Source organism: Bordetella genomosp. 11 (assembly GCF_002261215.1).
Taxonomy (GTDB): domain Bacteria; phylum Pseudomonadota; class Gammaproteobacteria; order Burkholderiales; family Burkholderiaceae_B; genus Bordetella_C.
The window spans coordinates 3,446,743-3,469,110 of sequence record NZ_NEVS01000004.1 but is presented as its reverse complement, the minus strand read 5'-3'; the positions used below and the strand labels follow the sequence as shown (position 1 = coordinate 3,469,110).

The window sequence follows — 22,368 nt, the reverse complement described above, 5'->3', positions numbered from 1 at the left end:
GCTGGCGGGTGCCGAAGCCGGGAATTACCGAGAATTGACGGTTTTTGGGGGGCTGATGACGCGCGGCGGGCCTGGCGCGCGGGGGTGGCGACCGGTCAGGTGAGCGGCCGCTTCGGCGCCAGCCATTGTCTGGCCGGGCTGTCAAGCTGCGGCACCGCATGACGCAATTCCAATGCCGAGTTTATTTCAGGCGCCAAATCCGTCAAAATAGCGCCTTTTGGTGCTTTTTGGCTAAGCGGGGGATGCTCGGTGCCGCCCAACTTCGATTTTGCGCATACAAATCAACTCGAAAGCATCGAGTTGTTAACTGCCCGCCCTAGCCGAATCGACTTCGATACGGGCGACGGTTTGCGTTTTGTGGTCGAAGCCCACGCACCGGGGGTGTTCCGGGTCCGCTGTGGTCATCCTCATGCGCTGGGCGACGAAAAACCCAGCACGCGGGAAAAGGCGATCGCGGAAATGCTGCTGGCCCGCCAGGAGGCCGTCGGCGAAGCCACCGTCGTGCCTCGCGATGGCGGAGGCTGGCGCATCGTCCAGGGCGAAACCGCGCTGGAGGTCTTGACCGATCCGGTGCGTATCGCCCTGTTCAAGGGCGACAACCAGGTTTTCATCTCGGACGACTCCGAGCAGGCGCCCGGTTTTGGCCACAACGCGCTGGACGAGCCCGGTGAAGCCGTCTGGACAGTCAGCTTCGCGCTGGACGCCGCGGATCGGATTTACGGCCTGGGCGAAACCCCGGGGGACCTGAATCGCCGGGACGAAAACGTCGTTTCCGACGATCCCGAACATCGCGCGCTGCCGCTGGCGTGGAGTCCCACCGGCTGGGGCGTCTACGTCAATACCGTGCGGCGCGTGCAGCATGCGCTGGGCGCGGCACCGGCCGACAACGCCTACGTTGTCACGGTGGACGACGCCGTGCTGGACGTGTTCCTCTTCGTCGGCGAGCCCGCCGAAATCCTGAACCAGTACACCGCCCTGACGGGCCGGGCCGGCCAGCCCGTCCTGTGGGCCATGGGCGTCTGGCTGCGCCAGGCCGAAGGCGAAATGGCGACGCAGACCACCTCGCTGGTCGAGCGCCTGCGCGCCCATGAACTGCCGCTGGATGCCGTGCAGCTTGCGCCACCGGCCGCCTGGACATTCCAGGCCGACAAGGCCCAGGTGGAATGGGACGCCACCCGTTTTCCGGATGCGCGCCAGTTGTTCGCCTTGTTCCACAAGCACCACGTGCATGTATGCGCGCCCGGTTTCCCGGGCGTCCTGCGCCATACCCCCTTGTTCGAGGAACTGGAAGACCGCGGCTGGCTGCTTGCGCGCGACGACGGCAATGCCCAGGTCTTCGATGGCAATAGCGTGTCCGGCGGGCAGCCGTTCGGGCTGCTGGACCTGACCAACCGCGACGTCTATGCGTTTTGGGCCGAACGCCAGCGCCAGTTGATCGAAGACGGGCTGGATGCGCCCGCCTGCGATATCCAGCTGGCCATCCCGGACGGTATCACCGCCCGCGGCGGCGAATCGGGTCCCGCCCTGCGTACGATCTATCCCTTGCTGGCGCGGCGCGCGTTGTTCGACGCCGTGGCGGGCCACAAGGTGCCGCCGGAAGGGGTGGTGCCCAGCACCGATCTCTTCCCGGCCGCCCAGCGTTTGCCGTGGCAGAACGGTCCGCGCGTCAGCAACGACTGGGATGGCCTGGAACACACGCTGCGTACGGCCCTGTCCATCGGCGCCAGCGGCCTGCCCGTGCAGGTCCATTCCATCGGCAATGCCGCGGCGCCCGCGGACGCGATGACGCCGGAGCTATACCTGCGCTGGCTGACCTTCGGCGTGTTCTCGTCCAACTTCTTCTTCGAAGGGGTGGAAAAGCTCATGCCGTGGGCCTTCGGCGAGGAAACGCTGGCCCATGCCAGGACCTGGCTGCAGTGGCGCTATCGCCTGATTCCCTACGTGCTGGGTGCCGTGGAAGACGCGGTGCGCACCGGCCTGCCGGTGCAGCGTTCGATGGCCATGGCTTTTCCCAATGACGCGGAAGCCCATGCCTGGGACCTCCAGTATCTGCTGGGGCCGGCCTTGCTCGTTGCCCCCATCGTCAAGCCGGGCAACGAGGTGCGCGTTTACCTGCCCAAGGGCGAAGCGTGGTGGGACCTGAACACCGGCCATCGTTACGAAGGCGGTTCGGTCTGGACCGTCAACTGCGACATGGGCCAGTATCCCGTCTTCGGCCGCGAAGGCCACATGCTGTGCCTGGGGCCGGCGGCGCATCACACGGGCGAATTCAATTCCGCCCGCATCCTCGATGAAGTCTGGATGTTCGGCATGCCGATGCACAATCCTGTCGTCATGCGCAACAAGATCCGCGTCATGCAAATGCAGGGGTCCAGCTACATCAAGGGTCTGGAAGGCCTGCGCATCCTTCCGTCCGAAGGGTTGGAGGTCAAGCGCCGCGGCGCCGAAGTCCGTATCTCACGCGCCCGTTGATCCGATCCGGCGGTCCGCCCTGCCACACCCGGCGGGGCGGGCCTGCGCGCGATTTATAATCAAAAGTTATAAAGCCGGCACGAAACAGTCGTTCTGCTTCGTAACGCGCTCGTTCACAATGTCGTCGCGCCATGATTCACATCAAGAACCTCCACAAGACCTATGCGACACCGCATGGTCGCTTCGAAGCCCTGCGCGACATCACCCTGCATATCGCGCAAGGTGAAGTGTTCGGCATCATCGGGCCCAGCGGGGCCGGGAAAAGCACGCTCGTCCAGTGCATCAACCTGCTGGAGCGGCCCGACGCGGGCACCATCGCCATCGGCGACCAGTGCCTGACCGGACTGCCGGAAGAACAGCTGAGGCAGCAGCGGCGGCGCATCGGCATGGTCTTCCAGGGCTTCAACCTGCTGTCGCGTCGCACGGTGTACGGCAATGTCGCGCTGCCGCTGGAAATCGCCGGCGTGCCGCGCGACGATATCCCTGCCCGCGTCGAGCGCCTGTTGAAGCTGGTCGGGCTGGAGCACCTGCGCAACCGCTATCCGGCGCAAATCAGCGGCGGCCAGAAACAGCGCGTGGGTATCGCGCGCGCCCTGGCGAATGAACCGGATGTGCTTCTCAGCGATGAGGCTACCTCCGCGCTCGACCCCGAGACGACTCACAATATCCTGGCACTGCTGCGCGATATCAACCGGCAGACCGGCATCACGGTGGTGATGATCACCCACCAGATGGAAGTGGTGCGCGAGGTCTGCGACCGCGTTGCCGTGCTGTCGGAAGGCCAGGTCGTCGAAATGGGCAGCGCGGCGGAAATCTTCGCCACGCCGCGCCATGAGGTCACCCGGTCCATGGTGTCCGCGGCGACCTCCAGCGACCTGACCGACGCCACGCTGAAGGCCCTGCAGGCGCGCATGCGCGACGCGGTCGCGGCGCGGCCCGATACCGCCGTGCGCCTATTGCGCCTGTCCCTGGGCGGGAGCCAGGGTACGGGCGATCTCATCTCCCATCTATCCCGTCATTTTTCATTGGATGTCAGCCTGATCCAGGCGCGCATCGAGGACGTGCAGGGTGTCGCCGTGGGTACGGCGTTTGTCCTGGTCCAAGGCGCGCCGCAATCCCTGGAGCAGGCTTCATCCGACCTGGCGACGCGTGCCGTCGCCGTGCAAGAGCTAGCCCATGAGCCCGCAACAACTGATCGACGCTCTCACCACTTCGCTGCTTGAAACGCTTTTGATGGTCGGCGTGTCCGGCTTCATCGCGGTGCTGGTGGGCATACCGATAGGCGTGGTGCTTGTCGTGACCAGCCGCGGCGGGATGCTGCAGCGCCCGGGTGTGAACCGCGTGCTCGCGGCTATCGTCAATGCCACGCGGTCGCTGCCCTTCATCATTCTGATGGTTTACATCATCCCATTCACGCGCCTGGTGGCGCAGACTTCCATAGGCACCACGGCGGCTATCGTTCCCCTATCCGTCGCCGCCATCCCGTTCATGGCGCGTATCGCCGAAAACGCCTTGCGCGAAGTCGATCCCGGCCTCATCACCGCGGCGCGCGCGATGGGCGCATCCCCCGCGCAGATCATCGCCAAGGTGCTGCTGCCGGAGGCGCTGCCGGGCCTGGTTGCGGGCGTCATGGTCACCATCGTCAGCCTGATCGGCTATTCGGCGATGGCCGGTGTCATCGGCGGGGGTGGACTGGGTGACCTCGCCATCCGCTACGGCTACCAGCGCTTCCAGTCCGATGTCATGACGGCGGTGGTCGTCGTCCTGATCGTGCTGGTGCAAGTCATGCAAAGCCTTGGCGACTGGGCCGTTCGGCGCATGTCGCATCGTTAACTCGCAGCTAAGGACGCTACGCAATCATGAAGTTCAACGCTATCAAAGTATTCGCCGTGCTGGCCCTCGGGGTTGGCCTGGCCGCCACATCGGCCGCGTTCGCGCAGGGCAAGCCGCTGAAGGTCGGGGTGACAGGCGGCCCACACGCCGAGATCATGGAAGTCGTAAAAGCGCAGGCCGCCAAAGAAGGCCTGCAAATCAACATCGTCGAGTTCGCCGATTACGTAACGCCCAACGTGGCGCTTGCGGCCGGCGATCTGGACGCCAACAGCTACCAGCACCAGCCTTACCTGGACAACGCCAATGCGGATCGCGGCTACAAGCTCGTCAGCATTGCCAAGACCGTGATCTTCCCGATCGGCATCTACAGCAAGAAGGTAAAAAGCCTGGACGGGTTGAAAGAGGGCGCCCGTATCGGTATTCCCAACGATCCGACCAACGGCGGCCGTGCCTTGCTCCTGCTGCAGGGCCAGGGCCTGATCAAGTTGAAGGCCGGCGTGGGACTGAAAGCGACGCCCCTGGATATCGCGGAAAATCCCCGCAAGCTGCGGTTTATCGAGCTGGACGCGGCGCAATTGCCGCGCTCCCTGGACGATACCGACGCCTCGGCGATCAACACCAACTTCGCCATGCAGGCGGGCCTGGACCCGAAGCGCGACGCCATCGCGCAGGAATCCCCGAACTCGCCCTACGCCAACGTGATCGCCGTACGCGAGAAGGACAAGGACCGTCCCGAATTCGCCAAACTGGTGGCCGCGTATCATTCGCAGGCGGTCAAGGACTTTATTCAAACCAAGTACCATGGCGCCGTGGTCGCGGCCTGGTAAGCCCCCCTTCGCTTTGACAAGCCTGGGGGCATAGGTCATAATCGCGGGCTTCGGTTGGGTCGTTAGCTCAGTCGGTAGAGCAGCGGACTTTTAATCCGTTGGTCGCGCGTTCGAGTCGCGCACGACCCACCAAATTGCCTTATGGAATCAAGAATTTACGCAGCCCTGGCCGGCTGCGTTTTTTCTTCCTCGGTCGAGATTGACCAAAAGTTGACCGCCTGGGCATGGTGGGCCAAATGCGACGGCGCGAGGTGGGCATACTTCTGCACCATCTCCAACGTCTCCCAGCCACCCAGCTCCTTGAGCGCGAGCAACGGGGTGCCATGCTGGACGTGCCAGGAGGCCCAGGTGTGGCGCAGGTCGTGAAAGTGGAAGTCCTCTATTCCGACCACCTTGCAGGCTCGCTTCAGGACGCGCGCATCGGTCTGGCTAATCTTGCGGATCTCACCGTCGCGTGACGGCCGTTCGAAAACGTACTTCTTTGCCTTGGAGATGCGTCGCTCCAGCACACTCAGTGCGTCGCCGTTCAGCGGCACCGAGCGGGCGTAGCCGGACTTGGCCTGTTCGGCGACCACCCAGGCATTTGCCTGCGGCAAATCGACGTGCCGCGGCTGCAACGACAAAAGCTCGTCCTCCCGCATGCCAGTGGCTACCGCCACCAGACTGACGTCTCGCATCCATTCCAGAGTCATCGCGCCGATCAGGCGTGCGATCACCGCCGGTGGCTCCCAGCGTACGCGCTTGTCCGGTTCCTCGAACTTGCTCAACTTCGGCGCCTTGGTCAACCATCCCCATTCGGCGGCCAAGTGCAGGGTGCGCTGGATCGTCGAAAGGTAGCGGTTCTTGGTCGCCGCTTTGACGGGCGTGGGTTTGCGGTGCTTGTGCGTGGTATGCGTCGGCAACTTCTGCATGATGTCGCCAGCGGTTAAAGAGCGAAGCGGCGTAGACCCGCCCAGGGCCTCACGCCAGTACGTGATGTGTCTGACCTTGGCGTCATAGTCGCTTTGACCTTCCGACAGCTTCAGCATGCCCAGGGCTGCCTCATCCAGGGTGTGGTCGGGCTCTTCGCCCAACTTCTCCTGGCGCCATAGTTCGGCCTTCAGTCGGTCGTGGTATTCCTGCGCAGCTTTCTTGTCGGTCGTGCCAGTAGAGCGTCTAACTCTTTGGCCGCCTGGCGTGCGGAGGTCAAGCTGGTAGACGCCGGAATCGGGGTCTTTGCGGATTGGCATTCCGTATCTCCACCGACCCGCAGGTTTAACCGGGTCAGATTGGAACGTTTTTCGGTCAAGGTGGCAAGTCGGGATGGCCACACCCGCCAGACGCGGGAGCCCGGCAGGCGGAAGGCGATCTCTCGCCGGCGGGCAAAGACGGTGCTGTACGACAGGTGCAGCCGTTCGGCCGCCTCCTGGAGGGTGAGGGCGATTTCAGCTTCCATCATGCCTTCCCTCGGGAACCGCCGAATCATTCCCTGCCACAAATTCTCCGTGGACCAGCCGATCCTGGCCGGAGACTGACGTAGCCTTTCCCTCGGTCTTGGTAGGTCCACTATTCGTCTTCATTTCGTACGCTCCATAAAATTAATTGCACTTATGCGTTCTGGGTACGTGTCGGAAGTGCGCACGAATGGGCGTGCTGAAATACGTCTCCGACGCCAAACGCGGACATCCGAAGTTTCTACGGGAATGGCGGTATCGGCCCGCCCGACGCGGCGTCCCACTGCCACCAGTTTCCGGCGCCATATGTCTCGTCGTAGTACGAGGTCTTCTTTTCCTTGCGGGCCAGATATTCCGGGTCTGTCAGGCCCCATACCTCCATCGGCAATGCGCGCCCGCGGTCCTTGAGCCAGAAGTCGGGGAAGACCTGGTCCTCGCCAGCATCGAATCGCAGAGGTTTTTCGAAACGACGTTGGGCGGCGACTAATGCGCTGGCGACTGCCGCCTCGTATCCCGAGTCGATGGGAATCCATTGCTGTGTCACGCGCATGAGGCCTGCGTCCACCACCTGGGCTCGCATGACACCTGCTGCTGGCCGCGGCGCATCGGTCTGTGCAATTGCCACGACCTGGTCGCCCGACATCCACCCGTTAAGTTCTCCCTCGAAGCGGCGCTTCAGCACATTCCAGCTGTCATCGGAAAGCGAAAGATGGGGAATGCCATGAAAGCCCGCGATCGGTAGTCGGGCTGTGCTCTCCATGCCTGTCTGGTACTGGGCCAGCGGTGCAATTGCGACAAGGCGACGGCGTTGGTTCATCGCCTCGATCGCCTTGGCCTTGTTCAAATCTGCCTGCGTTCCAGCAGGCGCGGATGTGGCGATGACGAGATTACTGGACAACCGCACCCGACCTGCATACGTAGTGCTCGCAACGCGCAGCAGGTGGTAGTGCAGCACGCCGAGGTTTCGCTTGTCTTGCATCGAGGGCGCCCACACATTGAGCCCAGCTGCCGTCCACAAGTAGTGCAGCAGTCCCAGCAACGTCATGCTCGCTTGCCCGGATCGTGTCCGGCTAGACGGTGCGCGCTTGTTGTCCTCCAGTGGAGAATCAGCCTCTTCCGGTGCCGATGATGCCCTCTGTTGGAGACCAACCTTGAGCTTGATCTTCGTATTGCCGTCGTCAAGTTCCTGAACGACACCGCGGCGATATGATCCGAGCCCCGACATTCCTGGATCCACGCCGTAATAGACGCAATCCTCATTGTGTTCAGGGCCTGTTTCAGGGAATCGGGCCAAGTGGAACCGATCGGAATTCGAACGACTGTGTATGGAGAGGCGCTTGTCGCCGGAACCGGGGCATAGGCAGCGTACCTCGGCCTTTCCGTGGGAAAGTAGGAGCACGCGCTTCCACGCTTCCGCGTACCGCGGATCCATCTGAAACTCGGTAGTGTATGTACGTGTTTGTCCGGCGAGGCACACCTCGACCGGGTACACGGTGGGTTTTTCCATATGGGTGTTCCCGCGTAGATGAGCGGCACGAGCTTGATGATGTGCCACGGGCGCGCCAATTTGCAGGTCGGTTTAGCGGCTAAACTGCGTCTACTCGGTTTCGAGAAGTCTCGATACGTGCGGCCGGTTACGTCTCCGGCGTCGGGAAGCACCCGACCGTGATCTGGCCTTGCCCGCAGCTTGCCAAGCCGTGTTTCTAGGCGCGGAGGCAACGTCTTTATCTCTCGTCTACCAACGAGTCGCGGGAACCAAAGGCTTGTTGCCTTGGCGGGATCCGCAATTGGGGATGATTAGGACACCTACCATCCGAATCGGAGCGCTCGGCGTGTGTTTAGCAGCTAAACACGAGCCTTGGTTGTGAACGCCGATTCGGATGCCGCCTGCGAGATACCACGACGCGGGCGGCGTCTTGCCGACTTGCACGGCGCGAGCCAGTTGGCCCAACTCGGTGTTCGCCGACATTACTCGCCATGTCAGCTGTGTCAGGGGCGTGTGCATGACGCATCAGAGGTCGGATACCCGGCAATAGTCCTCTTCTCCGTCATCAAGAGAGCTCAGGCAGCGGGCCCGCGCAATGCGCAAGCCGGCTGCTAGCCCTCACACAAGTCGTTCGCCCCGTCAGCCACATGAGTTGGGCTCCCGCCTCTTCTCATGCCTGACCGTCTGGCGCCATCTAAGGCGCTCGGCTTCACAGGCCATCAACATTTGGACGAACGATTCTTGCCGCTTCTTTTTCATCCAGGGGCATGCGGCTATCTCCCAATCGCGGCGCTTCGCAGCGGACGCGGGACGTGTTGTGTTTCGTCGTGTTAAAGAGCCAACCCAAATTTGGGTGTTAAAGAAGATAATAACCCGTAAATAAACATTGTCAACCCAAATATAGGTTGTTACGGGCGTGGCTTATGACCGGGTCGCGTAGGGAACGGAACAACATTATTGGTATTTTTTGAAATATTCGGTCTTAAATTTCGACTGCGCGTGCCGTTCTTGTTTATGTCTAGGCAGTAGACCTTCGCTTTCCCCGCAGCTTTACACACCTGTGGCGCACTCCTATGCGTGGCGCTTGGTGTGCTCCCCCTTTTTCTCTTCGGTCTGCAGTTCCGCCTGAAGGTATCGCTCGAGGTCATTGAGCACCAGGCGCTGGAATGGGGGGCTCAAAGATCGAAATTTGACGAGGAGTTCTCGCTCCGCTGTGGAGAGCCCAGTTGCATCGCCTGTTGCCTGCTCCAGGAGTGACGGCGGGCGTTCGGGGACCAGGTCGCGCACGCACACCTGCCACAGATCAAAACCGAGGGCTCGCGCGATTTCGGCGATGCTGTCGACACCAGCGCTTCCCTGCGCACGGCGCACGCGGTCTACGGTGGACCTCTTCAGTCGGCCACCACTTTTCTTTTCCAGGGCGGCATTCGAGAGCCCGGCTTTTCGCATAAGCCGGTCCACGTTAGCCGCGACAAGTTCACTAGCCTTTTTTGCCATACCGCACTATGCCGCGCGCTGTTGGATAAATGTGGGTTGCTATAACCCAAATATGGGTTAGAATCTTTGCATGAGCGAACTTTCATTCTTTGACTGCGTGCTCGCACGGCTTCGTGCGGTGCCCTACACAGAGCTCCAATCGGTCGCGGATGCCACCCGGGTATCTATCAGCCACCTGCGCAAGATCAGGTACGGCGAGGTACGGAACCCCGGCGTACAGACGGTCCAGGCCCTCCACGAATACTTCGAATCCGTAGACGCACCCCGTGCGAATGAAGTCGGCGACAAAACGTCTTTTCGCTGACTCATTGGCGCGTCCATTTCACATGCCGAAGCTGCAATGTCTTTCAGGAAGCTTGGCATGTGTTTAGCCGCTAAACCGATACAACCAGGTCCAGGCGGCGAGGAAGTTCCGACCTCCAGAGGATCATCCAATGAAAACCGTTGTCGTTGCACAGAACAAAGGCGGAGTGGGGAAGACCGCTACCGCTGCTCATATCGCCTTTCACGCCGCAGATGCGGGCCTGCGTGTCCTGGTCGTCGATCTCGATACTGGCAACTTGTCGAAGACGCTCACTAGGTACCGGCTGACCATTCCTGCCAGTTCGCTGTTCCTCGATACGCTGCCGCGGGCAGCAGCGTCTGATGGTCCAATCGGATTGATCGCGGCCGATCACTTGCTTGCCAACGTCATCTATCTGCCGCTGGACCAGGCACTCATGAATTACCCGGTAAATCTCCGGGCCTTCGAAGCGCAGGGCTATGATCTCTGCGTGATCGACACGCCCGCGAGCATCGGGATCGCGACGATCACGGCTCTCCGCAATGCCGATGCGGTCATCAGCCCGGTGGAGATGGAGGACTACAGCATCGAAGGCATCAAGGGGATGATGCGCGTCATTCTCAATGCGCGGCAGTACAACCCGAGGCTTTCCTTCCTTGGGATCGTGCCGAGCCGGGTAGATAGCCGCAATCCGAGGCAGGTGCGCCATCTTGCTGCGATTCGAAATGCCAACGAAAAACTGCTCGCTCCGGTAGTCATCGGCCTGCGCACGAGCGTCGCAGAGGCGTTGGCCAAGGGCGAGGCAGTCTGGAAGAGCCGAAAAACCTCAGCGCGCGCGGCCGGTGCCGAAATGCGCGCTCTCGGCGTGCATGTCCTCGACAAGATGGGGGTAGCGAAATGAGTTTAGCCGCTAAACCCGAAGGTGCCGCTGGCATTGATTTGGCAGGCCTTGGCGATCTGGCATCCATGTTGGATGCTCCGATGCACACCGCCGGCGAACCGACTTATTTCGACCTAGCTGTGATCCACGAGGATGAAGAGAACTCCCGTACGGCCGACAATCCCGGATTTAGCGCCGAGAGCATTCACGAATTGGCCACGTCGATCAAGAAGAAGGGGATCAAGTCGCCGATTTCGCTGCGTCCGCATCCCACCATGCCAGGTCATTTTGTTATCAACCATGGGCATCGCCGTTTCCGCGCCGCCGAGGTCGCAGGACTGATGCAGGTCCCGGCATTTGTAGACCCGGACTTTGACGACATCGACCAGGTCATCGAAAACGTACAGCGCGAGAATCTAACTGCGCGCGAGATCGCAGACTTCATCGGGCGCAAGCTCTCCGAAGGTATGACGCAGGCGGATGTCGCCGGAATGCTCGGAAAATCCAAGGCCTGGGTGAGTCAACACGTTCGCATGCTCTCACTGCCCGACCCGGTCGCCCAAGCCGTGGTGACTGGTAAGGTCCAGGATGTCACATTGGCCTACGAACTCGCCAGCGCCCACCGCGACGCACCTGCAGCGGTGGAAGCGTTGTTGACCAACATTGATGCGAAGCCCACGCGCACTGCGGTTAAGAATATCCGGAGAGAGGCGAAAGAGGCGAAGCCAGCGCCTTTGCGCAAACCAGATCCGGAGGTGATGGCTTCCGCGAAAGCGGAGCTGCAACGCAGGCGCGACAGGGATGCACAGGTCCGTCTTGAGCAAGCGGACCCAACGCTGCGCCAGGAGGGCGTCGATGCACTCTGGCGGCTAATCAAGATTGCGGAGCAATACACGGGGCAAAGCAAACGCGTCGCGGATTTTCTTCTCGCGTGGTGGAACGCGACCAGTTGCGGTGGCTTTGATCTCACGGACCTGTGGGGCGTGGACCACGAAATCGCGGACGACATGATGCGCGTGCTGTTTCTCATCCGTCAGACGAGAGCGTATCCAGACGCGCTATCCCCCACGGTACATGCCGCATTCAAGTCGCTTGTGACCAGCAGGCGGCCGAACCTCGTCGATAACTAGGTGCGGCGGGCAGGAATTTAACGGCTAAACGTCGACTCGATCCTTTTCGCAGGCGATCCCATGTTTGCAAATCTACTCTTTCGCATCCTCGTTCGCTTCGCCGTTGCACTCGGGTTGGCGGCAACGTGCATGATTGCCGTGTCGTACCTGTTCGGCATCGGTGTCGCGCTCAAAGCAGCAATAGTGATTCTCACAGGGGTTGCAGTGGCAGCATACTGGCGCAGCCATTTTCTGCATCGGGGCACCACGCTGATGCGTCTGAACGCTTGTCTGCGGATCCCGCGTCGGCACGATCGCTGGGATCAATGAAGGGGAGCAACCCGAGGTCCTATGGATATGTGGACGATAGGCTTCGGCGACCACCCGGCTCGCGCTGCTCGGCCCGTGGACAACCCTGGTGGTCAATCACGTGGACAGGCGATACCTGACCACGTGATTGACCACAGGATATGCCACCGGCTCAACGGGTTTCTTCCACATGCCCACAGGTCCATGCCATTCCCACGCGTACATAGCACCTGGAAAACAGAGCCGGCAAACGATGACGTCGATATTAGTAGAAGTGCCTTTGAGCGCCATTGCGATGGCCATGGGGTTGGGAGGACTCGTTGGTGTCGTAGCGAACCGCACAGCGACGCGGTGGTATCTGGTGCTTATGAGCCACGACGCGGACGAAGGAACGGGCGGGGCTCCGCAGCCCGCCGGTGACCTGCGGTTCTTGTTGGAGGGGGTGGTCCTTGGAACGTCGGTAACGGTGCCAGCTATATCTCTCATCGTTTTTGGCGTTGGCCTTTCTTTCGCTGCGGTGACGCTTTTCTGTGTTGCTGTCACGCTGCTTGCGATAGCGGGCGGTAGCGCTACCGGCTGCGGTCGTGCACGTCCACCATGCCGCCCAGCGTATCGTTCGTTACGATGGCGAAGCCGTGCGCTTGGTCCGGGCGCCATGCGGACAGCGCGAGAAGGTGAAGTGGACCTCCATGTATATGTAGTAAGGCTGTCGGGCGGGCTTTGCCTAAGCGGTAGTGGTTTCCATTCATCCCAGCCGTCAGCGGGAACAAGAATGCGGCCGCTGATTAGAACAAGTTTCCATGGCCAACCATTGCGTCGGATCGTTTCGAGCTTTGCGTTCACCATGAAGGATTCAGACGCGACGGGATTGTATCCCCAGGGCAGGCGTGTCAGTTCTTCACGCCCCTCGATGGCCGATGTAGTGTGATGGGGCGCGTTCCTGGAGCAACGTTGTATCGCGGGCCCCCTGGGTCGTCGAAGATTCGACCTTGATTCGTGAAGATTCGCTCTACATAATCCGATGTGCCGACTTCTGGGCGATTCGATGTAAGCGCGGATTCGTCGACGCACTGTCGTCGACGGTTTGCGCCGAAAAGAGCCCTCATCAGAGGGCTTTTGTCTTTTTGTGCTCGACACGATAGGCGGAATCTATCCCTGTTACGTCTCATGCGTGCGACGTAACCGTACGACCGCTGAGAACCCTTCTTGCACCAGGGAGCAAGTGTGAATCTGGCTAAAGAAGAGCGCCAGGGGACGACATTCCCACTGATAATGAATTTCACACCGCTCAGCGCGAGCTTTTTGTGGCAGGTCACCAGCGAACATGTTGGTAGACCCGATGTGGCCATTGCGTCAGCTAATACGGCGTACGCATCTCCCGCGTACTGTGCTTCAGACGGTTTGGAGGCATTCAGACGAGCGGCTGCGGACGACGACGCCTGGTCACGCTAACTGTCGATTTCCCATGGAGTCAAACGCATCGATGGCCGTGTGTTTCCAGGTAGCGAGTCGTTGGCAAGCCGCTGGTGAGCGAAGCGGGCATACGGATTGCTTGGTATAGGTAGGTGCGGACATAGTCTGCAGGCGATCATTCAAAGTCGAAAGCGCCTTGTAGTTCGTGGGCCGTCATCACCCCCCGGCGCGGAGGGGAGTGAACGAGAGGTACACCGATCATGCCAGAACAGCTCGTGGACGTCCTAAATGGGGCGGGTAGAGTGTTACACACGTACCGCATCACCCTCGCGACTCAAGGTGAGGCGGGCGACGATGCGGCTTACGTGGCGAAAGCGTTGGAGGCCGCCGCCAATGGCCGCTTGGTTCCGGACGCCGAATTGGTCGGCCTTAGCGCCCGGATACATGTCAGCCGCGGCGGCCAGTTGGCACCCGTGGGCGATGAGACCGCGCCCGATTCAGAAACGAAGCAAGGCTTGGAGCAGTCTGTTCGGGACAGAGCCTATTTTCTCTGGGAACGGGCTGGGCGGCCCGAAGGCCGCGCAGACGAGTTCTGGCATCGAGCCCTTGATGAGCATTTGCAGGAGCGGGCGTACACGCTGTGGGTTCAAGCGGGACGTCTCGAAGGAGGGGCCGACCAATATTGGCAGCAGATCACCAACTTCCAATCGCAATGAACCGTGAGGCGCCGGCTTCCGCCCTGTCAATCGGCCGCGTTTGCCAGTCCTGGAGAGAATCATCATGCAACGAACCGACATTTCGTCGATATTTGCCGCGTGGGGACATGCCCTCGCGATCGGGTTGGCTGTCGCAGTGCCTACCAGCACGATTATGGCGCAAGGCGCACCGCAATCCATTACGGAAAAGCGCGTGGACGTAGTGCAGCTTGCGACAGGCTATCGCGCGTCTAAGCTCATCGGATCCGATGTCCAGAACAGCGATAAGGACAAGATCGGTACCGTCGACGACATCATCGTCAGCCCGGCCGACCAGGAACCGTACGCCATACTGTCCGTGGGCGGCTTGCTTGGCATGGGAAACCGGCTGGTCGCGGTGCCCTTCAAAGAGCTGCATGTGACGGACAAGCGGTTGCGCATGGAAGGCGCGAGTAAGGATAGCCTGCGCGCGCTGCCCGAATTCCGCTACGCCAAGGATTGACGATAGGCGCAGGTGCCGCGCGAAGATAATAAAGAAAGGGTCGACGTGCCAGCGGCCCAAAGTGGAGTTGGCTAAGCGAAACCGCTGGAGAGTGCGGGGGCGCCAGGCAGCTTGGCTGGATGAGCGTAAGCTAGCGTACGCATTCAAACCACGTCCGGAACACTGCGCGGGAACGCGACCCATATGCGTAGTGGACCGACCAACGCTCCGCTAGTTCACGCACATGTCAGACCCCTACTGGTTCCTTTTGCTGGGCGCATTACTAGTCACCATGGTTTTGGTGGGTACGCTACTCGCGCGCCTTTTGTTGAGCAGCGCGATGATCTACCTCTGCCTTGGTTATGCGATCGGCCCGGGCTGGTTTGGGTTGATAACGCCCGACCTGTTTCGGCATGCCGATATCCTGGAGCGGGTGGCCGAAGCAGCCCTTCTCATCTCGTTGTTCACGGTGGGCTTGCGGATGGGTGTCCCAATCCTTGATAGGCGCTGGATACTTCCGCTCCGTCTCGCGTTTGTTTCCATGGCATTCACTGTGGGACTGATTGCCTTGGTTGGGGTATGGGGCCTCGGTATGTCGATAGGCGAAGCCGTACTTCTTGGCGGCATTTTGGCGCCTACTGATCCAGTGCTTGCATCGGGCGTAAAGACCGATCGAGGCCCGGACCCGGATCACTTGCGCTTTAGCCTTGCCGGCGAAGGCGGTTTGAACGATGGCACGGCATTTCCGTTCGTTATGCTTGGGTTGGGGCTATTGGGGAAGCACGAACTGGGTAGCGGTGCGTGGCGTTGGACATTGATTGACCTGCTATGGGGTACCGTAGGAGGCTTGAGCATAGGAGCTGTGCTGGGTGCCATGATAGGCCGCCTGGTCGTCTACTTGCGCACGCGGCACCGCCAAGCCGTCGGGCTGGATGAATTCCTTTCACTTGGTCTGGTGGCCCTGGCGTATGGTGCCGCGCAAATCTGCGTTGCATCGGGTTTTTTGGCTGTGTTCGCCGCGGGACTGGCTCTGCAGCGAGTGGAGGAGCGGCCTAGTGCTGGAAGCGTTCCGCTCGGGATATCGAGGAGTACGGGCGGACACGCCGATAAGGTATTGGCGGCCCATTCGCACTACGCCAGTGCCGCCATGACGCGCGCGGTACATGCCTTCAACGCACAACTGGAAAGACTTGCCGAGCTAACCCTAGTACTTCTGGCTGGTGCTATGCTGGCCTATGTAAGTCCAGGGACCCTGCAATGGTGGTTCATCCCGCTCTTCTTTGTAATCCTTAGGCCGGTCGCTGTCATTGCCGGCACCGCAGGCAGTTCGCAAGATGGCTATCAGCGCGCAATGCTGTCGTGGTTCGGCATACGGGGCATCGGCTCGATCTTCTATCTGCTTTTTGCAATTCGCCATGGCATCAGCACTGCGTTGGCACACCAGTTGGCGACCATTACGCTTGTAACCGTCGCCGCGTCCATCATGCTCCATGGAGCGTCAGTGAGGCCACTGATGAGGCGCTAACTTGCCAACATTCAGTCGCTCTGCTGCCAGGCGGTGCATCGTAAGCGGTCATTCAACGGCATCTTGCAATCCGACGACGTCATATATTAATCGGCTGCCGGGGCCAGCGTAATGTTCCAGGACAGCAGGGTCTCGTAATCATCCGCTGTGCGCGCGTGCGGCAGCGCCTTGAACAAGGCGACGAGATACCGGTACGGATCGATGCCGTTGGCCGCGTTACTGCTGAGATGTTAGGCATGCTTGGACATACGGTCCTGAGTGCCGCGACGTCAGATGAAGCGCTGTCCTTGTTGCGCGCGAATGAACCGGATGTGGTGCTGGTAGACATTGGCCTCGAAGGTGAGTCGGGGGTCGACCTAGCCGGGGCGGTTCGACGTGAGAGACCCGAGATCCGGCTTGTCTATGCGACAGGCCAGGATGCGCCCGCTGATGCGCCCGCTGATGCGCCGGCTGGTGCAATGCTGCGCAAGCCCTATGGTTCCATGGACATCACGGAGGTTCTTAAGCCCTTTTTATAGAATCTCAGCGACACATCCGAAATAACCCTTGACTCGACCCCATAGCGGTCTCATAGTGTTCCTAGATTTTCAAGCGTTGCGATCGTTCGGTTGTGTCGAGTTAAGCATTTCGCCATCATTGTCCATGTCCCTCCTTGATCGTCTCTACCTCGGACGCGAGTCCGTATCTCATCAAGGATCTCTATATGGAAACCGGTATCGTCAAGTGGTTCAACGCTGAGAAGGGCTTTGGCTTCATCATGCCCGAGGGCGGTGGTAAGGACTTGTTCGCTCATTTCTCCGAAATTCAAGGAGGTGGCTACAAATCCCTCGAAGAAAACCAGCGTGTTAGCTATATCGCTGGTCAGGGCGCCAAAGGCCCGCAGGCGACGAAGATAACGCCGCTGTGAACGCCGCCGCCGACGCACTGTCGTCGGCGGTTCGCGCCAAAAAAGCCCTCTCAAGAGGGCTTTTTCAATGGAGCATGTCATTGAAGTGCCGCAGGCTGAATAAGAGCAAACGGCATGCGGCTTGCACTGAAATGCCACCTTGGAACGGGGGTGGGGACGGACCTAATTGCAGAGCTAGTGCCAGGCGCGAGGATCGCCCTGTGCGCGGAACGCGCGCCTGACAGCGCCACTTACGCCTGGCGCATCGAGACGCGATTCGGCGATGGGAACGCGGCTTTTGGAAAGCATTCAGCGGGCCGGTACAGTTCGATTCGCCTCGCGGCGCGCGAAGGGTTGCCTGCGCTTCAGGAGACTGTTCGAGACTACCTCGCCAACGTTGCTTGGATGAAAGGGTAATGCCCAATCAACCCGCCGATCCCGTGGCTTGGGCTTTCATCCCAGTCCAAACGCCGCCCGGATGGCGTCACCGGCCGATCGGTCCCCGCGCATGGAGCCGTCACCGATGGACGCGCAGTGGCCGACGATAGTCCGGGTGTACTCCAGCAGTTCGGACGTCATCTTGCCGTCCCGGGGTAGCGCGCCTGTCGCTTGGGCGATGACCTCCAGGTCGTCGGCGCTAAGGGCGCTGGGTTGGTCGTGGTGCTCCATGGCTATCCCTCGGGATCGGCGCCGGCGGTTTTAATCACCTGCTCGGCAACCAGCTGGTTGCGGGGTAATGATTCAAAAAAACACATTTCCGCTGCGCCTGCAATAAGCAAATCCCCGTATGAGCTTCCGGTAGGATGACAACTATGCGCTTTTCGTCATCGGGCCGGTGATAGTCCTTAAAGAACGGACGTTGATCGGCGTTGATGGTCAGCATCGTATAGCTCTCGATGCGCCTGCCTGCCAGCGCCAGTCATCCCACAGGCAGCGATACGCAGCGGTACTACGTCGGCGCGCTGTGTTTTAGACGGATCAGAGGCATTCTGACGACCAGTTGCGGACTACGACGCCCGGTCACTCTGGTTGTCCCTGTCCGATCGTCAAACGTATCGATGACCCGGGGCGTCCAGGCAGTGAGCCGCTGACAAAGTCGCTTGGGGTAATGGGCAGGTGCGGGCATGCGTCTACAAGCGAGCGTTCAAAGCACAAAACGCTTGGCAGTTCGTGGGTCGTCACCACCCCGCCGGCGCGGAGGGGGCGAACGAGATGTACACCGATCATGCCAGAACAGCTCGTGGATGTCCTGAACGGGGCGGGTAGAGTGTTACACACCTATCGGATCACCCTCGCGACCAAAAGGGGAGATGACCGACGATGCGGCTTACGTCGCGAAAGCGCCGGAGGCCGCCGCAAACGGCCACTTAGTTTCGACCCCTGAATTGGTCAACCTTAGCGCCCGTATACATGTCAGCCGCAGCGGTCAATTGGCGCCCGAAGGCGACGAGACCGCGCCCGATTCAGAGAGGAAGCAAGGGCTGGAGCAGTCTGTTCGGGACAGAGCCTATCTTCTCTGGGAACAGGCTGGACGGCCCGAAGGTCGTGCAGACGAGTTTGGTATTGGGCTCTTGATGAGCACTTGCAGGAGCGGCTTACACGCTGTGGGTTCAAGCGGGACGCCCCGAAGGCGGGGCCGACCAGTATTGGCACCAAATCGCCAACTTCCAATCGCAATGAACTGTGGGGCGCCAGCGTCCGCCCGGTTGCCGGGCTGCGTTTGCCAGTCCTGGAGAGAATCGTCATGCAACGAACCGCCATTTCATCGATATTCGCCACGTCGGGATGTGCCCTCGCCATCGGGCTGGTTGCCGCCGTGCCCGCCGGCATGATTATGGCGCAAGGCGCACCGCAATCCATTACGGAAAAGTGCGTCGACGTAGTGCAGCTGTTGACCGGCTATCGCGCGTCTCAGCTCATCGGGTCCGACGTTCTGAGCGGTGAAAGGACAGATTGGCACTGTCAACGATATCATCGTCAGCCCGGCTGTGCCATGCTGTCCGTGGGCGGCTTCCTTGGTATGGGAAACCGGCTGGTCGCGGCGCCCTTCAAAGAGCTGCATGTGACCGACAAGCGGTTGAGCATGGAGGGCGCGAGTAAGGATAGCCTGCGCGCCTTGCCCGAATTCCGCTACGCCAAGGAGTGACGATGCCTCCATCGGGCGAGCCGACGATAAAAAGGAAGACGCTAGCGGGCGGCCAATATTTCGCTGGACAGCTCCCGGGTACGCTCATCGCCCCTGAGCCATGAGCAGCGCGGGGATGCACCTGCGCGCAAATTATGCGCGCGGTTCTGTTCAATCTCAATTGATCTATTCCCGCCGATTTTGCATGCCGATCCGCAGTATGGGGTATTGATAATTATCGTGGGCCGGTTACCCCGTCGTCGGGAACGTTCTGTGTGCCGCTTCGCCCTCGCAGGAACCGTGCGGTTCTCTGCTTCAATAGCGCCACATCGTAATTCGAGGATGTCATCGCCATCTGTAGCGCAAGCTTCCTGATATGTGATGGTATTTCGTCCCAGGCACTTAGCAGCCCGACTCCTAGACATACGATAACGCGCCCCTCGCTATTGTGAAGTAGTGCGGGGTCAAAAACGGCACTGGCTGCGGATAGTTGCATCCCACCTTCGTTTAGCCAGCGTTCGATATCCGGATCATCATCATTTTCTTTCATGGTGTATCTCCAAAGTGAGGGCGCCTCAGGCGCCAGCGCGGGAGACACACATCGTCCACTGTGATGCCGTCTCGTCAACGATGCGTCGAAGCCTCGTTCATGGTGGGATGAGGGCACGTGACCCATGCCACTGTCCAGTTCAGTGTATATCCGACCGGCGAAGAATATCTGTTTCAGTTGATTCTTAGGTCTTCACGGCAAGCCAGCGTACCGTGAGTAGTGGCATACCGCCGAACTGATCTAAGAGGTATACATCATGGTTTTTCCGACACGCTTTCCCCCACCGTCAATTCCCCGAGCTCCCCCAGGCCAACAACAGCCTCCTGTCAAGCAGAAAGGGTTGCAGGACATCGAGACGCGAGAAGAATATGAGGCCGATGCCATCGAGCGACTAGAAGAGCGGTTGTCGAAAATGCGCGGGAAAAGTGTTCGTTGGTCCACCCTCCGTCGCGTACGAGTTCGGACTGATATGGAGCAAGAAATGGTCCGACCTGGCTCCTCTCGCCGTGTGAGGGTGCACCGGGATCCGGTGCCCGGGCAGGAACCTCTGCCGCCGAATCCCGACAATAGTAGACCGCACGCCTCGCTGGACTCGTTTTTCGATGAGCGCTCCAACGCTCACTACGCCGGGTAAAGTTCGGGTGTGAGTTGCTCCGCCGCGCCCTCAGTCAACCATCGCGAAAGCCTTGGATTACAGGCGAAGCGCTGGCTCACACTTACGCGCTATCTGGATGATGGCCGCGCGCCGACCGACAATAACTGGGTCGAGAACCAGATCCACCCCTGGGCAGTCGGCCGCGTCAACTGGCTGTTCGCCGGATCGCTACGCGGCGGCCAGCGCGCCGCCGCATCATGAGCCTGATCCAATCGGCGCGCTTGAACGGGCATGATCCGTATGCCTATTTGAAGGACATGCTCACGTAGCCACCCCTGTCAAGTAGACAACGGCCGATAGAGATTCGGGGCATGGGTTAGCCGGGGCATATACGGCACCGGCGGGACGCCACTCAGCGCTTCATGGGGGCGGTAGTCGTTGTAATCGACCAGCCATTCGTCGGTGATGGCCTGGACCTGCCCCAGGTTGGCGAACAGGTGTGCATCGAGCACTCCGTGTGATACGTCTGGTTGAAACGCTCGATAAAGGCGTTTTGATTGGGCTTGCCCGGCTGGATGTATCGAACCGCTATGCCTTTGGCGGCGGTCCATTCGGTGAATGCTTTAGAGACTAGCTCCGGCCCGTTGTCCAGCCGTATGGCACCCGGCACGCCGTAGCAGTCGACCAAGCGACTCAAGGCGCGGATCAGCCTGGCAGATGGGATCGACGTGCCAACCTCGATGGCCAAGCATTCCCGATTGGCCTCGTCGATCACGTTCAACGTTCCGAACCGCCGGCCGCAATACAGGGCGTCGTGAATGAACTCCAATGCCCAGCAGCGGTTTGGCTCGCTTGCCAAGTCCAGCGGCTGGCGCGGGCCGTCTGGGCAACCGCTTCTGCAACGCCGAGGCAGATTCAAACCCATATCGCAGTACACCCGATGCACACGCTTTTTGTTCCAGCGGCGGCCATCGAGCCGCAACCGGGTGAAGCACTTCCAAAATCCGCAGTGCCTATGCCGGCTGACGATGGCATTGAGCGCTTCGATCACATCGGCATCTCCCTCGATGCCGAGGCTGGCCGCTTGTAGTACGCCGCCCGCGACAGGCCTGCAATGCCACAGGCGCGCGTGATCGACAGGCGGGCTTGCACTAGCACCTCGACCTCCTCGCGCCTGGCCGACGGCGTCAGGATCTTCGGTTCAGAACATCCTTGATCGCCGAATTCTCCAGGGCAAGATCAGCGTACATGCGCTTGAGCTGGCGTTCTCGGCTTCCAGCTCGCGCAGCCGTTGCAGCTCGGACACCTGCACGCCCGTGTAGTTGCTCTTCGACTGGTAATACGTGGCGTTGCTGATTCCGTGCTTGCGGCACAGCTCGGCGACCGGAACTCCGGCCTCGCCTTCCTTCAACACCGAAACGATCTGGCTTCTGTAAACCTGCTCTTCTTCAAGGGAGTCCCCGGCTCTTGGAGGCTCCGAAATTCTACTGGCTGATGTCTACGCAGTGGGGGAGCTTACGCCACCTTTTTTTGTGGGCACCATGGCGAAGACAGAATTGGCACCGCTGCGGAAGCGCCGGTCTTATCCGAAGGGGTTGACGGCGCAGATCGTGGATGAGTGCGATCGGCCTCCGGGCTGCAGCACGCAGTCGTGGGCGTCCTGTATCTCATCTCTGCAAACGAACTAATTGCGTACGATGAGCGCTTTCGCGGCACACTTGGCCAGGCGCCGCTCTATCCGCGCGAAAGCGTTAAGGCGGTACAGCAGCTGATGGGCGGAACGCTCCTGGATAACCTGATCGTCGCAGGCAACGCAATCACGTCGCTGGTTGAGCGGCAGCTCACGTCCTGCTCGACCCGACGTCCCCCGCCTGGCGACAGGTCGGGTGCATCCTCGCCCTGCGCGCTCCAGGCGCAAGGGGCTTTCGCGGCATAAACCGCTCGCGTCGCTCGCTTTTTATTCCACGTC

General features: G+C 60.5%; 19 protein-coding genes, 1 tRNA gene and 5 pseudogenes. 17 read left to right on the top strand and 8 right to left on the bottom strand.

Annotated elements, in window-relative coordinates; all coding sequences use genetic code 11:
- The first annotated feature begins 249 nt into the window (after positions 1-249).
- The 5 genes from CAL28_RS23275 to CAL28_RS23255 all read left to right on the top strand — a co-directional run bounded on the left by CAL28_RS23275 (position 250) and on the right by CAL28_RS23255 (position 5,264).
- A complete protein-coding gene (locus tag CAL28_RS23275; RefSeq protein WP_094843542.1) occupies positions 250-2,472 on the top strand; it encodes a glycoside hydrolase family 31 protein in 2,223 nt (740 codons plus the stop codon).
- Between the two features lie 131 nt (positions 2,473-2,603).
- Complete coding sequence (locus CAL28_RS23270) at positions 2,604-3,695, top strand: methionine ABC transporter ATP-binding protein (protein ID WP_094843541.1); 1,092 nt, start codon at positions 2,604-2,606, stop codon at positions 3,693-3,695.
- Complete coding sequence (locus tag CAL28_RS23265; RefSeq protein ID WP_094843540.1) at positions 3,649-4,305, top strand: methionine ABC transporter permease; 657 nt, start codon at positions 3,649-3,651, stop codon at positions 4,303-4,305. Before CAL28_RS23270 ends, CAL28_RS23265 begins: the two co-directional genes overlap by 47 nt.
- A gap of 26 nt (positions 4,306-4,331) precedes the next feature.
- The gene (locus tag CAL28_RS23260; RefSeq protein ID WP_094843539.1) at positions 4,332-5,132 is read left to right on the top strand and encodes a MetQ/NlpA family ABC transporter substrate-binding protein; all 801 of its coding nucleotides are present in this window, start codon (positions 4,332-4,334) and stop codon (positions 5,130-5,132) included.
- Between the two features lie 56 nt (positions 5,133-5,188).
- A tRNA-Lys gene (locus CAL28_RS23255) sits at positions 5,189-5,264 on the top strand.
- A gap of 23 nt (positions 5,265-5,287) precedes the next feature.
- Here the strand turns inward: CAL28_RS23255 and CAL28_RS23250 are convergent.
- The 3 genes from CAL28_RS23250 to CAL28_RS23240 all read right to left on the bottom strand — a co-directional run bounded on the left by CAL28_RS23250 (position 5,288) and on the right by CAL28_RS23240 (position 9,548).
- A complete protein-coding gene (locus tag CAL28_RS23250; protein WP_094843538.1) occupies positions 5,288-6,361 on the bottom strand; it encodes a tyrosine-type recombinase/integrase in 1,074 nt (357 codons plus the stop codon).
- Between the two features lie 445 nt (positions 6,362-6,806).
- Positions 6,807-8,072 carry a DUF1173 family protein gene (locus tag CAL28_RS23245; RefSeq protein ID WP_094843537.1) on the bottom strand — a complete coding sequence of 422 codons (1,266 nt, stop codon included), beginning with the start codon at positions 8,070-8,072 and terminating at the stop codon, positions 6,807-6,809.
- Between the two features lie 1,050 nt (positions 8,073-9,122).
- Positions 9,123-9,548: a helix-turn-helix domain-containing protein gene (locus tag CAL28_RS23240; RefSeq protein WP_094843536.1), complete on the bottom strand. Its 426-nt coding sequence runs from the start codon at positions 9,546-9,548 to the stop codon at positions 9,123-9,125.
- A gap of 434 nt (positions 9,549-9,982) precedes the next feature.
- On the opposite strand from CAL28_RS23240, the gene CAL28_RS23230 reads away from it, so the two are divergent.
- From CAL28_RS23230 to CAL28_RS23200, 6 genes are all read left to right on the top strand, one after another.
- On the top strand, positions 9,983-10,732 hold the full coding sequence (locus tag CAL28_RS23230; protein ID WP_094843534.1) for a ParA family protein: 750 nt from the start codon (positions 9,983-9,985) through the stop codon (positions 10,730-10,732).
- A complete protein-coding gene (locus CAL28_RS30245) occupies positions 10,729-11,841 on the top strand; it encodes a DUF7673 family protein (RefSeq protein WP_094843533.1) in 1,113 nt (370 codons plus the stop codon). The genes CAL28_RS23230 and CAL28_RS30245 overlap by 4 nt, the downstream gene beginning before the upstream one ends.
- Before the next feature lie 60 nt (positions 11,842-11,901).
- On the top strand, positions 11,902-12,150 hold the full coding sequence (locus tag CAL28_RS23220; RefSeq protein ID WP_094843532.1) for a hypothetical protein: 249 nt from the start codon (positions 11,902-11,904) through the stop codon (positions 12,148-12,150).
- A gap of 1,652 nt (positions 12,151-13,802) precedes the next feature.
- Positions 13,803-14,258 (top strand): DUF2934 domain-containing protein, encoded by a 456-nt coding sequence (locus CAL28_RS23210; protein WP_094843531.1) that lies wholly within the window; start codon positions 13,803-13,805, stop codon positions 14,256-14,258.
- A 64-nt stretch (positions 14,259-14,322) separates the two neighbouring features.
- On the top strand, positions 14,323-14,739 hold the full coding sequence (locus CAL28_RS23205) for a PRC-barrel domain-containing protein (protein ID WP_094843530.1): 417 nt from the start codon (positions 14,323-14,325) through the stop codon (positions 14,737-14,739).
- 223 nt (positions 14,740-14,962) lie between these two features.
- On the top strand, positions 14,963-16,243 hold the full coding sequence (locus CAL28_RS23200; protein ID WP_094843529.1) for a cation:proton antiporter: 1,281 nt from the start codon (positions 14,963-14,965) through the stop codon (positions 16,241-16,243).
- An 86-nt stretch (positions 16,244-16,329) separates the two neighbouring features.
- Here the strand turns inward: CAL28_RS23200 and CAL28_RS23195 are convergent.
- Positions 16,330-16,455, bottom strand: a pseudogene (locus tag CAL28_RS23195) (transposase domain-containing protein); the annotation flags it as partial.
- Between CAL28_RS23195 and CAL28_RS23190 the strand changes: the two are divergent.
- The gene (locus CAL28_RS23190) at positions 16,399-16,761 is read left to right on the top strand and encodes a response regulator (RefSeq protein WP_141218238.1); all 363 of its coding nucleotides are present in this window, start codon (positions 16,399-16,401) and stop codon (positions 16,759-16,761) included. The pseudogene CAL28_RS23195 and the gene CAL28_RS23190 sit on opposite strands and share 57 nt — an antisense overlap.
- Positions 16,762-16,946: 185 nt before the next feature.
- Entirely contained in the window at positions 16,947-17,150 is a 204-nt protein-coding gene (locus tag CAL28_RS23185; RefSeq protein ID WP_094843527.1) for a cold-shock protein, read from the top strand.
- Between the two features lie 432 nt (positions 17,151-17,582).
- Here the strand turns inward: CAL28_RS23185 and CAL28_RS23175 are convergent, their stop codons facing one another.
- Positions 17,583-17,798 carry a hypothetical protein gene (locus tag CAL28_RS23175; protein ID WP_094843525.1) on the bottom strand — a complete coding sequence of 72 codons (216 nt, stop codon included), beginning with the start codon at positions 17,796-17,798 and terminating at the stop codon, positions 17,583-17,585.
- Between the two features lie 34 nt (positions 17,799-17,832).
- Positions 17,833-18,012 carry a hypothetical protein gene (locus CAL28_RS29600; RefSeq protein WP_141218237.1) on the bottom strand — a complete coding sequence of 60 codons (180 nt, stop codon included), beginning with the start codon at positions 18,010-18,012 and terminating at the stop codon, positions 17,833-17,835.
- Between the two features lie 427 nt (positions 18,013-18,439).
- On the opposite strand from CAL28_RS29600, the pseudogene CAL28_RS30240 reads away from it, so the two are divergent.
- From CAL28_RS30240 to CAL28_RS23165, 3 genes and pseudogenes are all read left to right on the top strand, one after another.
- A pseudogene (locus CAL28_RS30240) lies at positions 18,440-18,679 on the top strand (DUF2934 domain-containing protein); the annotation flags it as partial.
- 46 nt (positions 18,680-18,725) lie between these two features.
- Positions 18,726-18,809 (top strand): annotated as a pseudogene (locus CAL28_RS30235) (DUF2934 domain-containing protein); the annotation flags it as partial.
- Positions 18,810-18,873: 64 nt separating this feature from the next.
- The gene (locus CAL28_RS23165) at positions 18,874-19,275 is read left to right on the top strand and encodes a PRC-barrel domain containing protein (RefSeq protein ID WP_369597700.1); all 402 of its coding nucleotides are present in this window, start codon (positions 18,874-18,876) and stop codon (positions 19,273-19,275) included.
- A 214-nt stretch (positions 19,276-19,489) separates the two neighbouring features.
- On the opposite strand, the gene CAL28_RS23160 is transcribed toward CAL28_RS23165, so the two are convergent.
- Entirely contained in the window at positions 19,490-19,804 is a 315-nt protein-coding gene (locus tag CAL28_RS23160) for a hypothetical protein (protein WP_094843523.1), read from the bottom strand.
- 668 nt (positions 19,805-20,472) lie between these two features.
- On the opposite strand from CAL28_RS23160, the pseudogene CAL28_RS23155 reads away from it, so the two are divergent.
- A pseudogene (locus CAL28_RS23155) lies at positions 20,473-20,722 on the top strand (IS66 family transposase); the annotation flags it as partial.
- 15 nt (positions 20,723-20,737) lie between these two features.
- On the opposite strand, the pseudogene CAL28_RS23150 reads toward CAL28_RS23155, so the two are convergent.
- A pseudogene (locus tag CAL28_RS23150) lies at positions 20,738-21,851 on the bottom strand (IS3 family transposase).
- Positions 21,852-22,368: the final 517 nt, after the last annotated feature.

What these genes read in the sequence shown, in the direction of transcription:
- CAL28_RS23270 (WP_094843541.1), top strand. Translation starts at nt 2,604, where the DNA reads ATGATTCACATCAAGAACCTCCACAAGACCTATGCGACACCGCATGGT.
- CAL28_RS23265 (WP_094843540.1), top strand. Translation starts at nt 3,649, where the DNA reads ATGAGCCCGCAACAACTGATCGACGCTCTCACCACTTCGCTGCTTGAA.
- CAL28_RS23260 (WP_094843539.1), top strand. Translation starts at nt 4,332, where the DNA reads ATGAAGTTCAACGCTATCAAAGTATTCGCCGTGCTGGCCCTCGGGGTT.
- CAL28_RS23250 (WP_094843538.1), bottom strand. Translation starts at nt 6,361, where the DNA reads ATGCCAATCCGCAAAGACCCCGATTCCGGCGTCTACCAGCTTGACCTC.
- CAL28_RS23245 (WP_094843537.1), bottom strand. Translation starts at nt 8,072, where the DNA reads ATGGAAAAACCCACCGTGTACCCGGTCGAGGTGTGCCTCGCCGGACAA.
- CAL28_RS23240 (WP_094843536.1), bottom strand. Translation starts at nt 9,548, where the DNA reads ATGGCAAAAAAGGCTAGTGAACTTGTCGCGGCTAACGTGGACCGGCTT.
- CAL28_RS23230 (WP_094843534.1), top strand. Translation starts at nt 9,983, where the DNA reads ATGAAAACCGTTGTCGTTGCACAGAACAAAGGCGGAGTGGGGAAGACC.
- CAL28_RS30245 (WP_094843533.1), top strand. Translation starts at nt 10,729, where the DNA reads ATGAGTTTAGCCGCTAAACCCGAAGGTGCCGCTGGCATTGATTTGGCA.
- CAL28_RS23220 (WP_094843532.1), top strand. Translation starts at nt 11,902, where the DNA reads ATGTTTGCAAATCTACTCTTTCGCATCCTCGTTCGCTTCGCCGTTGCA.
- CAL28_RS23210 (WP_094843531.1), top strand. Translation starts at nt 13,803, where the DNA reads ATGCCAGAACAGCTCGTGGACGTCCTAAATGGGGCGGGTAGAGTGTTA.
- CAL28_RS23205 (WP_094843530.1), top strand. Translation starts at nt 14,323, where the DNA reads ATGCAACGAACCGACATTTCGTCGATATTTGCCGCGTGGGGACATGCC.
- CAL28_RS23200 (WP_094843529.1), top strand. Translation starts at nt 14,963, where the DNA reads ATGTCAGACCCCTACTGGTTCCTTTTGCTGGGCGCATTACTAGTCACC.
- CAL28_RS23185 (WP_094843527.1), top strand. Translation starts at nt 16,947, where the DNA reads ATGGAAACCGGTATCGTCAAGTGGTTCAACGCTGAGAAGGGCTTTGGC.
- CAL28_RS23175 (WP_094843525.1), bottom strand. Translation starts at nt 17,798, where the DNA reads ATGGAGCACCACGACCAACCCAGCGCCCTTAGCGCCGACGACCTGGAG.
- CAL28_RS29600 (WP_141218237.1), bottom strand. Translation starts at nt 18,012, where the DNA reads ATGCTGACCATCAACGCCGATCAACGTCCGTTCTTTAAGGACTATCAC.
- CAL28_RS23165 (WP_369597700.1), top strand. Translation starts at nt 18,874, where the DNA reads ATGCAACGAACCGCCATTTCATCGATATTCGCCACGTCGGGATGTGCC.
- CAL28_RS23160 (WP_094843523.1), bottom strand. Translation starts at nt 19,804, where the DNA reads ATGAAAGAAAATGATGATGATCCGGATATCGAACGCTGGCTAAACGAA.